The sequence below is a fragment of the Streptomyces sp. LUP47B genome (genome assembly GCF_001746295.1).
Classification (GTDB): Bacteria; Actinomycetota; Actinomycetes; order Streptomycetales; family Streptomycetaceae; genus Streptomyces.
Map to the genome: position 1 here is coordinate 26996 of NZ_MJAH01000010.1, position 13483 is coordinate 40478.

Genomic DNA, 13483 nt, shown 5'->3' on the forward strand with positions numbered 1-13483 from the left:
CTCCTGTTCCACCGGCGGCGCCTCACGTATTGGCCGCGTAGTCCTTCGCGAACTCCCCGGCCATTCTGTCGCCGCCCTGGGCACGCCACTTCTTGACCACCGCGTCCCACTCCGACAGCGGCAGCCGTCCGGCCACGATCCCGGTGACGGCGTCGTCGAGCATCGCCTTGAGCGTGGTGCCCTGGGCGTTCTTGGTGCGGGACTGCAGGCCGTTGGAGGCGTTGCGGATGGCGTACGGCACTACCTTTCGCTGCCAGGAGTGCAGGGCCCGTACGGCATCGGGCATGCCCGGCACGAACAGCACCTGCGGGCCTTCGGCGAGGTACTTCAGCGGCAGGTTGGTGTTGTTCTCGACCTCGCCGAGCTTGGTGGGCTCGGGCGAGCCGTCCTTGGCGCGGGTGAAGTGGGTGCCCTCGACGCCGTAGTGGACGAGCTCCCACTCCTGGCTGCCGAAGGGGGCGGCGAGGTAGTCGAGGATGCGCAGGAGGAGCTCGACCCGCTCCTTGTTGGCCTTCTTCAGGACGGTGTAGCCGAAGGAGCGGCGGGCGGCGACGATTCCGCCGGGCTCACCGTCCACGCTGTACGGGAGGGCCGCGGCCGGGGTCAGCTTGCCCTGCGACTCGCGGTACTTGGGGAGGTAGGCGCCGAAGCCGTCCTGCATGGAGCCGACGGTGCCGTTGTAGTAGAGCGTGGTGAGGTCGATCTGGGAGACGGACGTCGAGTCCGGGTAGTAGGAGCCGCTCTTGCGGAGCCGGGCCTGGTAGGCGATGGCCGCCTTGTAGCGTTCGTCGGCGGCACAGTGCCGGAAGGTGCCGTCCTTGGTGACGGCCCACTCGTTCGGCGCGCGGTGGGCGGCGGCGTGCACGGCGTTGCCGAACAGGGAGCCGTTGGCGGCCCCGAGCCCGTAGGTGCGGCCGCTGGTGGCCCGCTGGGCGACGGCGGCGAAGTCCTCGGAGGTCCAGCCCTCCTTCATGCCGGCGTCGGTGAACATGCCCTGGTTGAGCCAGAGGGTGGAGCCGGGCAGCGGGCGTTCGAGCGGGATGCCGTAGATGCGGCCGCCGACGCGGCCCATGTCCTGCCAGGCGTGGGTGGGGATCCCGGCCAGGTTCGGGTAGGCGCTGATCGCCTCGCCGGAGAGATACGGCGTGAGGTCCTCGGCCCGGCGCTGCACGAACTCCGCCTCGCGGGGCAGGACGAAGCCGGAGAACAGGTTGATGATGTCGGGCAGGGTGTCGGGGTCGCCCGCCATCACCGTGGCCATCTTCTTCTGGTAGTCGGCCTGGGAGACGATCGTGTACTCGATCTTCACGCCCAGCGCCTTCTCGACGGCCGCCCAGAAGCGGTTGGCCGAGGCCGGCTTGGGCGGGGTGCCGAAGGACACCGACATGACCTTGACGGTCGAGCCGTCGCCGGGGGTGCGGGAGACGGACTTGACGAGGTCGGCGGGATAGGCGGTGTATCCGGCCTGGACGCCCGCCTCGGTGGGGGCGAGGTCCGGCTTGGGCCCGCTCGCGGCCTTGTACGCGGGCCAGGGGGCCAGCTTCTTGCCCGCGTTGGAGACGTCGCTGTCGCCGGAGCCGGTGGAGCAGGCGGTCAGCGCACCGGAGACGGAGACCGCCGCCGCGGACAGCAGCAGGGTGCGTCGGGACAGGCTGGGCATGGGTGAATCACCTCGTGTCGGCTTGGGTCGGTCAGCTCTTGATGGCGCCGGTGAGCACGCCCTTGGTGAAGTACTTCTGGAGGAAGGGGTAGATCAGCAGGATCGGCACGGTGGCGATCACGAGGACCGCCATCTGCACGGTCTGCGGGGCGGTGACGGTGCCCTCGCCGGTGGTGGCGTCGGTGAGCCCGGAACCGGCCACCACGTAGGTGCGCAGCACCTGTTGGAGGGGCCAGTGGTCGCTCTCCAGGTAGAGGGAGGCGTAGAACCAGGAGTTCCAGTAGGCCACCGCGTAGAAGAGCCCCACGACGGCCAACGCGGCCTTGGACAGCGGCAGTACGACGGAGACCAGCACCCGCAGGTCCCCCGCCCCGTCGAGGCGCGCGGCCTCGTAGAGCTCGTCCGGGATGCCCTGGAAGAAGCCGCGCAGGACGACCAGGTTGAAGACGTTGACCAGGACGGGCAGGACCAGCGAGGCGTAACTGTCCAGCAGGCCCAGCTCCTTGACCAGCAGGAAGCTCGGGATCATGCCGGGTGGGAAGAGGAAGGTGAACAGGACCAGGAGGAGTACCGGCCGGCCGCCGAAGACCCCGGGGCGGGCGAGGGCGTAGGCGAGGGTGACCGTGCACAGCAGACTCAGCAGGGTTCCCACGACCGTGACGCCGACGCTGACGCCCAGTGCGTGGGTGACGATGCCGCCGTCGAGGATGTCGCGATAGGCCCTGAGCGAGGGATCGGTGGGCCACAGCACCCAGCCCCCGTTGTCGACGACCTCCTCGGTGGAGGCGAGCGAGGTCGACACGATGACGAGGAACGGCACGCAGACCAGCAGCACGACGACGGCGAGGGCCACCGCCTTCGCGGCCTGCGTCACCGGCTTCGGTTTCTCCATCCATCCCGGACGGGCCTGGGCACTCACTTGTAGACCCCCTGTTCACCGAGGCGGTGGGCGACCTTGTTGGCGGCGTAGACGAGGAGGGCGCCGATGACGCCCTTGAACAGGCCCGCGGCGGCGGCGAATCCGTAGTCGCCGCCGACGATGCCCTGGTAGTAGACGAAGGTGTCGATGATCTCGGAGGCCTCGGGGCCCACCGCGTCGCGCTGGAGCAGCATCTGCTCGAAGCCGACCGAGAGGATGTCGCCGAGCCGCATGATGAGCAGCAGCACGATCACCGGGCGGATGGCGGGCAGGGTGACGTGCCAGAAGCGCCGCCAGGGGCCCGCTCCGTCGATCGCGGCGGCCTCGTACTGCTGCTCGTCGACCTGGGCGAGGGCGGCGAGGAAGATGATCGTGCCCCAGCCGGCGTCCTTCCAGATGACCTGGGCGACGACGAGCGGCTTGAAGGCGTCGGGGTTGCCGATGATGTCGACGGTGTGCAACCCCATGCCGTCCAGGCCTGAGTTGAGCAGTCCGGTGTCGCCGAGCAGCTGCTGGAACAGCGCGACGACGATCACCCACGAGATGAAGTGCGGGAGATAGGCGACCGACTGCACGAACCGGCGGACGCTGCTCCGGGTGAGGCTGTGCAGCAGCAGGGCGAGGCCGAGCGGGACCGGGAAGTAGAACACCAGCTGGAGGACGGCGATCCAGACGGTGTTGAGCACCGCGTCCCAGAACGCGGTGTCCTCGAACATCCGCCGGAAGTTGCCGAGTCCGGTCCAGGGGCTGCCCCACAGGCCGTCGAAGGGGACGTACTCCTTGAACGCGATGACGTTGCCGACCAGCGCGCCGTAGTGGAACAGCAGGAAGTAGGCGAGGCCGGGCAGCATCAGCAGGAAAAGGGCTCGGCTCTGAAAGCGTTTTCGTCGGACGACTGCCAAGGCTCTCCCTCTTCCTGGTGGCTCAGACCGAAGAGGAAGTTAAAGCGCTTTCATGCATGGGTCAACAGTTCTGACAAAGCTGGGAAGTTTACGCAGGTCAGAGCGATGTACTGAGCGTGACCGCGAATGAAAACGCTCTCATTCGGCTACGGGCGGCGGGCCAGGAGGACGCTCACGACGGCCACATGGCGAGGGACGCCGGATGTCGGATCCGCCGCAGGCATTCAGGGGCGCGGGGAACTGCGCACAACGGCCGCCCCCACCGGCCCGCACCCGAACCCGGTCAGCCCCCGCCCTGAACTTCGGGTGCCCGGTGCCAAAGGTGACGCGTCGGATGTCGGCCGGGGCCTACTGCACCACCCGGCCGTTCAGCACGACCTGGAGCGGGTTCGCCAGCACGCGTACGTCCGTGCGCGGGTCCTGTTCGTAGACCACCAGGTCCGCGGCGGCGCCCTCGTCAAGGCCGGGGCGTCCCAGCCACTTCCGGGCACCCCATGTCGTCGCCGACAGGGCCTGGAGCGGGGGGATGCCGGCCGTCACCAGTTCCGCGACCTCCGCCGCCACCAGGCCGTGCGGGAGGGTGCCGCCCGCGTCCGTGCCGACGTAGACCGGGATGCCGGCGTCGTAGGCGTTCCGTACGGTGTCGTAGCGGCGTTCGTGGAGTCGGCGCATATGGGCGGACCAGCGGGGGAACTTGGACTCGCCGCCGTCCGCGAGCTTCGGGAAGGTCGCGATGTTGACCAGGGTCGGCACGATCGCGACGCCCCGGGAGACGAACAGCGGGATCAGGTCGTCCGTGAGGCCCGTCGCGTGTTCGACGCAGTCGATGCCCGACTCGACCAGGTCCGTCAGGGAGTTCTCGGCGAAGCAGTGCGCGGTGACCCGGGCGCCCAGGCGGTGGGCCTCCGCGATCGCCGCCTCGATGGCCTCCCGGGGCCAGCTGGGGGCCAGGTCGCCCACCTCGCGGTCGATCCAGTCGCCGACCAGCTTGACCCAGCCGTCACCCCGCCGGGCCTCCTGGGCGACGTACGCGACGAGGTCCGCGGGCTCGATCTCCCAGGCGAAGTTCCTGATGTAGCGGCGGGTGCGGGCGATGTGCCGGCCGGCCCTGATGATCTTCGGCAGGTCCTCGCGGTCGTCCACCCAACGGGTGTCGGAGGGCGACCCGGCGTCGCGGATCAGCAGGGTGCCGGCCTCCCGGTCGGCCAGCGCCTGCTTCTCGGCCACGTCCTGGTCGACCGGGCCGTGCGGGCCCAGGCCCACATGGCAGTGGGCGTCCACCAGACCGGGCAGCGCCCAGCCCGACACCGTACGGATGTCACGGGCGGCGACGGGGCGGTCGTAGGAGATCCGCCCGTCGACCACCCACAGCTCGTCCCGGACGTCCTCGGGCCCGGCCAGGACCCGGCCCTTCACGTGCAGCACCGCGCGATCGTTCATGCACCGCACCCTAGCCAGCGGGGGGTCACTGCTCCCAGGGTGGTGGTCCCTCGAAGGCGAGCTGGTGGACGTCGAAGAGGACCGCCGCCCCGACGCCGAGGGCGGGTCCGCCCCGGCGGACCGTCCAGGTCAGGAAGGGACGCGGCTCGAAGGCGTCAAGCCCCCCAGGCCCTTGCGTCGGCGTGCGCGGCCAGGGAGGCGATGCCGCTCCAGGGTCGTCCGGCGTGGCGGGACAGGCGATGGCAGGCCCTTTTCAGTCGCCGTCCTCCTCCACGTCGGCCATCGCGGGGTCGAGGAGCCGGGAGAGGAAGTGGCGGGTGCGTTCATGGCGCGGGGCGCCGATCACCTGGGCCGGGGTGCCGTCCTCGACGATCATGCCGTCGTCCATGAAGACGACCCGGTCGGCGACCTCACGGGCGAAGGTCATCTCGTGGGTGACGACCATCATCGTCATGCCCTCCCGGGCGAGCATCCGCATGACCGCGAGGACGTCGCCCACCAGTTCCGGGTCCAGGGCCGAGGTCGGCTCGTCGAAGAGCATCACCTCGGGCCCCATGGACAGCGAGCGGGCGATCGCGACCCGCTGCTGCTGTCCGCCGGAGAGGGAGGCGGGGTAGGCGTCCGCCTTCTCCGCCAGGCCCACGCGCTCCAGGTTCTCGGCGGCCACCTTCGCCGCCCGCGCCTTGTCCCGTCTCAGGACCCTGCGCTGCGGCAGTGTGAGGTTCTCGGTCACCGTGAGGTGCGGGAACAGGTTGAACTGCTGGAAGACCATGCCGATACGACGGCGTACGGCGTCGATGTCGACGTCGGGGTCGGTGAGTTGGGTGCCGCCGACGAAGACCTGGCCCTTCGTGGGCTCCTCCAGGAGGTTCACGCACCGCAGCAGCGTCGACTTGCCCGAGCCGGACGGCCCGATCACACAGACGACCTCGCCCTGGCCGATCTCCAGGTCGATGCCCTTGAGGACCTCGTTGGTGCCGAACGACTTGTGCAGGCCGCGTACTTCGATCTCCGGCCGGCTCGTCCCAACGGTCATTTCACGGCCTCCTGGGCCTTGGCCTCCATACGGCGGACCACGAACCCGAGCGGGATCGTCACCAGCAGATAGCACAGCCCCGCGACGAGGATCGGCGTGGAATTGGCGGTCGTACTGGCCAGGTCGCGGCCGTACTTGGACAGTTCGCGCTCCTCCAGGGTGACGCCGAGGAACAGCACGAGGGAGGAGTCCTTGAACAGGAGCACCAACTCGTTGGTCAGCGGCGGGAGGATGATCCGGAACGCCTGCGGAATGATGATCGAGACCATCGCGCGGGCCGGTGAGAAGCCCAGCGAACGGGCCGCCTCCATCTGCCCCTTGGGCACCGCCTGGATGCCCGCGCGGATCGTCTCCGCCATGTACGCCGCCGCGACCAGACCGAGCGCCAGGGCGACCTTGCCGTACGTGCCGCCGATGATCTCCGTACCGGGAAACGCGAGCGGTACGGCCACGCCGATGAAGATGAAGATCAGCAGCGCGGGCAGACCGCGGAAGATCTCGATGTAGACACCGGCGAACCAGCGGTACGGGCCCACCGACGACAGCCGCATCAGCGCGATGACCATGCCGAGGACGAGTCCGACGACGAAGCCGGACAGCGTGTAGAGCACGGTGTTCTTCAGCGCCAGGGTGATGACGTCCGGGAACATCTGGTCGGCGATGTCCGCCTGCGCGAACTGGTTCTTCAGCCGCCCCCAGTCCGCCGACACCGCGAAGGCGACCACGACGCCGACGAAGACGACGTACTGGACGCCACGGGACAGGCTGCGCTTCTGACGTCGGGTCAGGCCCTTTTTGCGAGGCTGGAGTTGCGTGTCGGTCGCGGTCATGAGGCGGAGGGAGACGCGGCCGACTCGTCGTACGGGCCGATCCACTTCTCGTAGAGCTTCTTGTACGTGCCGTCGGCCTTGGCGTCCGCGAGCGCCTTGTTGACGGCGGCCAGCAGCTTGGTGTTGCCCTTCTTCACCGTGAAGCCGTACTGCTCACCGGTGTTGATGTTGTCGGCGACCTGGAAGGCGTCGGCGTTGGCCTTGTTCTTGAGCCAGCCCTGGACGACCGGGTAGTCGATGACGACGGCCTTGACCTGGCCGGAGCGCAGACCGCTCAGGACGGCGTCGGAGGACTCGAAGGAGACCGGGTCGAAGCCCTGGCTCTTGACGTAGTCCTCGCCGGTGGTCTGCGCCTGGGCGCCGAGCTGCACCTTCTTCGCCTTGGCGTCGGCGAGCGAGGAGATCCCGCTGCCCTTGGCGACCAGGAGTGCCTGGGTGGCGTCGAAGTAGGGGTCGGAGAAGTCGACGTTCTTCTTGCGCTCCTCGGTGATGGTCATGCCGGCCGCGGCCAGGTCGCACGAACCGGAGTTGAGGAAGGCGCCGGTCTTGAAGTTCTCGAAGGGGGTGTCGAGGATCTCCTGCTTCACGCCCAGGTCCTTGGCGACCAGGTCGATGAGCGAGACGTCGAAGCCCTGGACCTTGCCGTCGATCTCCGACTGGAAGGGCGGGTAGGGCAGGTGGGTGCAGGTGGTGAGCTGTCCGCCCTTGACCAGTTCGACCCCGCCCGCGGCGGTCTTGGAACCGCTGCCGCCGTCGTCGCTGGAGGTACAGGCGGCGACGAGCAGGAGCCCGGCCGTCGCGGTGGTGGCGGCCAGGACGCGGGTCCGGCGCCCGGAGAGGGTGTTCACGGAAGGCCTCCTGTGGGGGAACTGTGGGTTCCGATTATAAGGAAAGGTTTGAGTCTCTCAAACCAAACCGATGGTTTCGAGGCCGTTGAGCCTAGGAAGTCGCCGGTCGTCGGGGGGTGGTGGGGAACGGTTACGCTCGTTCACGTCTACCCCAGTGAGCGAAGAGAGCACCGTCGTGACGCACCCCTTCCTGGATCTGGCCCCGCTCGGCGCGGCACAGTTCGCCTCGATCGAGGACCGCGTGGCGCGGCTGCTGCGCACCGAGCAGGACGTCGTGATCATGCAGGGCGAGGCGCTGCTGCCACTGGAGGGGGCGATCCGCTCCACCGCAGGTCCGGGTACGACCGCGCTGAACGTCATCACCGGTCCGTACGGGCAGACCTTCGGGAACTGGCTGCGGGACTGCGGTGCGACGGTGATCGACCTGGCGGTGCCGTTCCACACGGCGGTGACGGCCGAGCAGATCTCCGCGGCGTTCGAGGAGCACCCGGCGATCGACTTCGTGTCGCTGGTGCACGCGGAGGCCGCGACCGGCAACACCAATCCGGTCGCGGAGATCGGTGAGGTCGTACGGCGGCAGGGTGCTCTCTTCTATCTGGACGCGGTCGCCTCCGTGGGGGCCGAGCCGGTGCTGCCGGACGCGTGGGGTGTGGACCTGTGCGTGATCGGGGCGCAGAAGGCGATGGGCGGACCGGCCGGCGTGTCGGCGGTGTCGGTGAGCGAGCGGGCGTGGGCCCGGATGGCCGCGAATCCGGCGGCGCCGCGGCGGTCGTATCTCTCGCTGCTCGACTGGAAGGAGCGCTGGATCGACGGCGGCCGGAAGGTCCTGCTGCACGCTCCGGCGCAGCTGGAGATGCTGGCGCTGGAGGCGTGCGTGGAGCGGATCGAGGCGGACGGGCTGGAGGCGGTGATGGGCCGGCACCGGGCCGCCGCCGCGGCGACGCGGGCGGGGGTGCGGGCGCTGGGCGCCGGCCTGGAGCCCTATGTACACGAGAACCGCGAGGCCGCACCCGTCGCCACGACACTGCGGTCCACCTCCGGCCTGGTGGCGTCGGAACTCGTCGCCCGGGCACTGGCGTCCGACCCCGCGCTGCCGCTGGCCGCGGGGGGCGGCGCGCTGGCCAAGGAGATGATCCGGGTCAACCACTACGGGGTGGACGCGACCCGGGGGGCCGTGCGGGCGAGTCTGGCGGCACTGGGCGCGGCACTGCGGGAGAAGGGGCTCGCGGTGGACGTGGAAGCCGCGCTGCGCGCGGCGGAAGACGCGTGGCGGTAACCCTCGGCCGGCTTTTCCATTAACGGGTGCATAATTGGCGGAGTAATTCCGGGGTTTATCAGAGAATAGCTTCCCGTCTTCTTCTGCCCGCTTTCCCTCAACCTAAACGCAAAGATTCTGCGAACGCGAAGCGGTTGAATTCGGGTAGATCTCGTGGGGGTTACATGCTTGTGACGCGTTACACATCGTGATCAATTTGCCCCTTATTTGCCGGGCGTAATCGTACATACCGGTCACTTCTTGCGCGTCGGCGCGCGCCCGCGTGATAACACATGGAGCGCTCGCACGTAACCCCGCCCGGCGATGCAATTTTAAATTTCCCTCGGTAAATTCAATTCGCATGACTGCCGCACAAGCAGACCTGCAAATCGACCGGCCGACGGTCGCGGACGGAGCCGCACTGTGGCGGATCGCCCGCGACTCCGAGGTTCTCGACCTGAACTCGTCGTACAGCTATCTGCTGTGGTGCCGCGACTTCGCCGCCACGTCGGCCGTCGCACGCAACGACAGCGGGGAGCCGATCGGCTTCGTCACCGGGTACGTCCGCCCGGAGCGGCCCGGCACCCTGCTCGTCTGGCAGGTGGCGGTGGACTCGGCGTACCGCGGCCGCGGACTCGCCGCCGCCCTGCTCGACGGACTGACCGCCCGGCTTACCGCCGAGCGCGGGCTGACCACCGTCGAGACCACCATCACACCGGGCAACACCGCCTCCGAGCGGCTCTTCACGGCGTTCGCCGAACGCCGTGGCGCCGGCCTGGAGCGCGAGGTGCTGTTCGACACGAGCCTGTTCCCCGACGGGCCGCACGACCCCGAGGTCCTCTACCGCATCGGTCCCCTCTCCCCCGCTTCCGCCACTCCCTCCGCCTGACCCCCCACGCACCCGAGGAGCGATTCGTCGTGACCATCACCCAGCCCGACCTCAGCGTCTTCGAGACCCTCGAGTCCGAGGTGCGCAGCTACTGCCGCGGCTGGCCCACCGTCTTCGACCGCGCGCAGGGCAGCCGCATGTACGACGAGGACGGCCACGCGTACCTGGACTTCTTCGCCGGCGCCGGTTCACTGAACTACGGCCACAACAACCCCGTGCTGAAACGGGCGTTGATCGACTACCTGGAGCGCGACGGCGTCACGCACGGGCTCGACATGTCGACCACCGCCAAGCGCGCCTTCCTCCAGACCTTCCAGGACCTCGTGCTGCGACCGCGCGACCTGCCGTACAAGGTCATGTTCCCGGGCCCGACGGGGACCAACGCCGTGGAGGCGGCGCTCAAACTCGCCCGGAAGGTCAAGGGGCGCGAGGCCATCGTGTCCTTCACCAACGCCTTCCACGGGATGTCGCTGGGCTCCCTTGCCGTCACCGGCAACGCCTTCAAGCGGGCGGGCGCCGGTATCCCGCTGGTGCACGGCACGCCGATGCCGTTCGACAACTACTTCGACGGCACCGTCGAGGACTTCCTGTGGTTCGAGCGGCTCCTGGAGGACCAGGGCTCGGGCCTCAACAAGCCGGCCGCCGTGATCGTCGAGACCGTGCAGGGCGAGGGCGGCATCAACGTGGCCCGCCGGGAGTGGCTGCAGGCGCTCGCCGCGCTGTGCGAGCGGCAGGACATGCTGCTCATCGTCGACGACATCCAGATGGGCTGCGGGCGTACCGGTGCCTTCTTCTCCTTCGAGGAGGCGGGCATCACGCCGGACATCGTCACCGTGTCCAAGTCCATCAGCGGCTACGGCCTTCCGATGTCGCTCTGCCTGTTCAAGCCGGAGCTGGACATCTGGGAGCCCGGCGAGCACAACGGCACCTTCCGCGGCAACAACCCCGCCTTCGTCACGGCCACCGCCACCCTGGAGCAGTACTGGGCGGACGGGTCCGCGATGGAGAAGCAGACCCGCAAGCGCGGCGAACAGGTCGAGCAGGGGCTCATCTCCATCACCGAGGAGAACCTGGCCGACGTGAAGGAGTACCGCGGGCGCGGGCTCGTGTGGGGCATGGAGTTCCACGACAAGGAGCGCGCCGGACGGGTGGCGCACCGCGCCTTCGAACTCGGGCTGCTCATCGAGACGTCGGGCCCCGAGAGCGAGGTCGTGAAGCTGCTTCCGGCACTCACGATCACCCCCGAGGAACTGGACGAGGGACTCAGCATCCTCGCCCGTTCCGTACGCGAAACCGTCTGAACCACCGTCTGAACCACCGTCTACGTAGGAGGCATCGCAGCACCGTGATCGTCCGTTCTTTCAAGGACATCGAAGGCACCGACCGGCATGTGAGGGCAGCGTCCGGCACCTGGGAGAGCAAGCGCATCGTGCTCGCCAAGGAGCGGGTCGGCTTCTCACTGCACGAGACGATCCTGTACGCGGGTACGGAGACGTCGATGTGGTACGCGAACCACATCGAGGCCGTCGTCTGCGTCGAGGGCGAGGCCGAGCTGACCGACCACGAGAGCGGGCTGACGCACTCGATCACGCCCGGGACCATGTACCTGCTGGACGGTCACGAGCGGCACACACTGCGGGTCAAGGAGGACTTCCGCTGCATCTGTGTGTTCAACCCGCCCGTGACCGGCCGGGAGGACCACGACGAGAACGGCGTCTACCCGCTGCTCACCGAACCCGAATCCGAGGAGGTGTGACCGCACCCATGACCACCACCACCGTCACCGATCTCTATCCCAGCCGCGGCGCCACCGAGGTGTCGACGCCCCGCAAGGACCCGGTCGTCTGGTCGGCCCCCGGCGCGCCGGGACCGATCGCCACGGGCGAGCTGGAGGCGTTCGAGCGCGACGGCTTCCTCGCCGTCGACCAGATCATCGGCCCGGACGAAGTCCCCGTCTACCGGCGTGAGTTGGAGCGGCTCGTCACCGACCCGCACATCCGCGCGGACGAACGCTCGATCATCGAGCCGAAGTCCAAGGAGATCCGCTCGGTCTTCGAGGTGCACAAGATCAGCGAGGTGTTCGCGAAGCTGGTGCGTGACGAGCGGGTCGTCGGCCGGGCCCGGCAGATCCTCGGCTCCGACGTCTACGTCCACCAGTCGCGGATCAACGTCAAGCCCGGTTTCGGGGCCAGTGGCTTCTACTGGCACTCCGACTTCGAGACCTGGCACGCCGAGGACGGCCTGCCGAACATGCGGACGGTGTCCGTCTCGATCGCGCTGACCGAGAACTACGACACCAACGGCGGCCTCATGATCATGCCGGGGTCCCACCGCACCTTCCTCGGATGCGCGGGGGCCACCCCGAAGGACAACTACAAGCAGTCGCTGCAGATGCAGGACGCCGGCACGCCCTCGGACGAGGCGCTGACCGCGATGGCCTCGGAGTACGGCATCAAGCTGTTCACGGGCAAGGCCGGTTCGGCGACCTGGTTCGACTGCAACTGCATGCACGGCTCCGGCGACAACATCACGCCGTTCCCGCGCAGCAACGTGTTCATCGTGTTCAACAGCGTGGAGAACCAGGCCGTGGAGCCGTTCGCGGCGCCCATCCGGCGGCCGGAGTTCATTGGCGCGCGGGACTTCACGCCGGTGAAGTGACCCCTACGGGTTGATCTTCACAGCCACGACAGCGACGCGGCCCGCTCCAGTACGTTCCGTACGGCGGCCGCGTCGCCCGTGCTGTCCCGGGGAACCGTGTCCGGCGCGTACCGCCCGCCGACCAGCAGACAGAAGTCCACGGCATCCAGGGTGAGTTCGGCGGCCACGGGATCGCTGTGCGAACCCAGGACCCACTCCTCGCCGCCCCTGACGGCGAACAGCACCGGGGGCGCCTCGGCCCCGAGGACGGTGCCGAGAACGCGGACGGCCAGCCCGACCAGCTGCCCCAGGTGCTCCTCGGGCGGCGGCGGCACGGCCAGGCCCAGGGCGCGGCCGATGTCGTCGGTGTGGATCCACGCCTCGAAGGCCCGCGCCAGGAAGTGCGCGGTGACGGGCAGCCTCAGGCCCATCAACAGGGTTGTTCCGGCGGCGAGTTCGGGATCGCGGGCATAGGGGGTGCCGAGGAGCGCGGCGGTTTGGGCGGACCAGGCGGCGACGGTCTCCTCGGGCGTACGGCCGTGCTCATGGGCGATCACCTCGGCGGTACGCCTCTCCCAGGCGTCCGCCCAGTCCGCGTCCTCGTCGATCCGCGCGCCCGGCACCCGGGCGTCGATCCCGAGCCGCAGGGCCAGATGTTCGTCGGCGGCCAGCAGATGGGCGACCGTCGCGTGCACGTCCCAGTCGTGCACGACGGGCGTCGACCAGCGCCCCGGCAGTTCGGGCAGCAGCGCCTCGAGCCCGGCGACGGCGGCCGCGTAGGGGGCGGCGTGCCGGGCCACTCGGGGCGGCGCGGGGCGGACGCGGAGGGCGCCGGTGAGAAGGGTGTCGAGGGGGGACGGCGGCTCGTCGAGCGGCGGGCCGTCCAGCAGCCGTACGGTCGCGCGGAGCCGTTCCGCCTCCGTCGCGCAGCTCTCGCACTCGGCCAGATGCGTTGGGACCAGCCGCTCCTCGGCCGGTTCCAGGGCGCCGAAGGCCCAGGCGGCCAGCAGGTGGCGTACGTCGTCGTGATCGGTCACCGCTCGCCCCCTTCCCTGTCTTTCCCTGCC

The 13483-nt window shown here is 69.1% G+C and carries 13 protein-coding genes; 5 read left to right on the forward strand and 8 right to left on the reverse strand.

Annotated elements, in window-relative coordinates:
- Positions 1 to 22: 22 nt before the first annotated feature.
- The 7 genes from BFN33_RS28130 to BFN33_RS28160 form a co-directional block, all read right to left on the reverse strand.
- Positions 23 to 1660 (reverse strand): extracellular solute-binding protein, encoded by a 1638-nt coding sequence (locus tag BFN33_RS28130; RefSeq protein WP_069762948.1) that lies wholly within the window; start codon positions 1658 to 1660, stop codon positions 23 to 25.
- 31 nt (positions 1661 to 1691) lie between these two features.
- The gene (locus BFN33_RS28135) at positions 1692 to 2579 is read right to left on the reverse strand and encodes a carbohydrate ABC transporter permease (protein ID WP_069762949.1); all 888 of its coding nucleotides are present in this window, start codon (positions 2577 to 2579) and stop codon (positions 1692 to 1694) included.
- The gene (locus tag BFN33_RS28140) at positions 2576 to 3430 is read right to left on the reverse strand and encodes a sugar ABC transporter permease (protein ID WP_069762950.1); all 855 of its coding nucleotides are present in this window, start codon (positions 3428 to 3430) and stop codon (positions 2576 to 2578) included. Before BFN33_RS28140 ends, BFN33_RS28135 begins: the two co-directional genes overlap by 4 nt.
- A 399-nt stretch (positions 3431 to 3829) precedes the next feature.
- A complete protein-coding gene (locus tag BFN33_RS28145; RefSeq protein WP_069762951.1) occupies positions 3830 to 4921 on the reverse strand; it encodes an amidohydrolase family protein in 1092 nt (363 codons plus the stop codon).
- A 253-nt stretch (positions 4922 to 5174) separates the two neighbouring features.
- A complete protein-coding gene (locus BFN33_RS28150; protein ID WP_069762952.1) occupies positions 5175 to 5957 on the reverse strand; it encodes an amino acid ABC transporter ATP-binding protein in 783 nt (260 codons plus the stop codon).
- Positions 5954 to 6787, reverse strand: coding sequence for an amino acid ABC transporter permease (locus BFN33_RS28155; RefSeq protein ID WP_057618250.1), 834 nt, complete (start codon positions 6785 to 6787; stop codon positions 5954 to 5956). Before BFN33_RS28155 ends, BFN33_RS28150 begins: the two co-directional genes overlap by 4 nt.
- Complete coding sequence (locus BFN33_RS28160; protein ID WP_057618251.1) at positions 6784 to 7635, reverse strand: transporter substrate-binding domain-containing protein; 852 nt, start codon at positions 7633 to 7635, stop codon at positions 6784 to 6786. Before BFN33_RS28160 ends, BFN33_RS28155 begins: the two co-directional genes overlap by 4 nt.
- 175 nt (positions 7636 to 7810) lie before the next feature.
- On the opposite strand from BFN33_RS28160, the gene BFN33_RS28165 reads away from it, so the two are divergent.
- From BFN33_RS28165 to thpD, 5 genes are all read left to right on the forward strand, one after another.
- Complete coding sequence (locus tag BFN33_RS28165) at positions 7811 to 8911, forward strand: alanine--glyoxylate aminotransferase family protein (RefSeq protein WP_069763272.1); 1101 nt, start codon at positions 7811 to 7813, stop codon at positions 8909 to 8911.
- A 340-nt stretch (positions 8912 to 9251) separates the two neighbouring features.
- The gene (gene ectA / locus BFN33_RS28170) at positions 9252 to 9779 is read left to right on the forward strand and encodes a diaminobutyrate acetyltransferase (protein WP_069762953.1); all 528 of its coding nucleotides are present in this window, start codon (positions 9252 to 9254) and stop codon (positions 9777 to 9779) included.
- Positions 9780 to 9808: 29 nt separating this feature from the next.
- A complete protein-coding gene (gene ectB / locus BFN33_RS28175; RefSeq protein ID WP_069762954.1) occupies positions 9809 to 11080 on the forward strand; it encodes a diaminobutyrate--2-oxoglutarate transaminase in 1272 nt (423 codons plus the stop codon).
- A gap of 44 nt (positions 11081 to 11124) precedes the next feature.
- Entirely contained in the window at positions 11125 to 11535 is a 411-nt protein-coding gene (locus BFN33_RS28180) for an ectoine synthase (protein WP_069762955.1), read from the forward strand.
- A gap of 8 nt (positions 11536 to 11543) precedes the next feature.
- A complete protein-coding gene (gene thpD / locus BFN33_RS28185; RefSeq protein WP_069762956.1) occupies positions 11544 to 12437 on the forward strand; it encodes an ectoine hydroxylase in 894 nt (297 codons plus the stop codon).
- 17 nt (positions 12438 to 12454) lie between these two features.
- On the opposite strand, the gene BFN33_RS28190 is transcribed toward thpD, so the two are convergent.
- On the reverse strand, positions 12455 to 13453 hold the full coding sequence (locus tag BFN33_RS28190; RefSeq protein WP_069762957.1) for a maleylpyruvate isomerase family mycothiol-dependent enzyme: 999 nt from the start codon (positions 13451 to 13453) through the stop codon (positions 12455 to 12457).
- Between the last annotated feature and the right edge of the window lie 30 nt (positions 13454 to 13483).

Excerpts from the sequence above, each read along its gene's own strand:
- BFN33_RS28130 (WP_069762948.1), bottom strand. The coding sequence starts at position 1,660 with ATGCCCAGCCTGTCCCGACGCACCCTGCTGCTGTCCGCGGCGGCGGTC.
- BFN33_RS28140 (WP_069762950.1), bottom strand. The coding sequence starts at position 3,430 with ATGCTGCCCGGCCTCGCCTACTTCCTGCTGTTCCACTACGGCGCGCTG.
- BFN33_RS28145 (WP_069762951.1), bottom strand. The coding sequence starts at position 4,921 with ATGAACGATCGCGCGGTGCTGCACGTGAAGGGCCGGGTCCTGGCCGGG.
- BFN33_RS28150 (WP_069762952.1), bottom strand. The coding sequence starts at position 5,957 with ATGACCGTTGGGACGAGCCGGCCGGAGATCGAAGTACGCGGCCTGCAC.
- BFN33_RS28155 (WP_057618250.1), bottom strand. The coding sequence starts at position 6,787 with ATGACCGCGACCGACACGCAACTCCAGCCTCGCAAAAAGGGCCTGACC.
- ectA (WP_069762953.1), top strand. The coding sequence starts at position 9,252 with ATGACTGCCGCACAAGCAGACCTGCAAATCGACCGGCCGACGGTCGCG.
- thpD (WP_069762956.1), top strand. The coding sequence starts at position 11,544 with ATGACCACCACCACCGTCACCGATCTCTATCCCAGCCGCGGCGCCACC.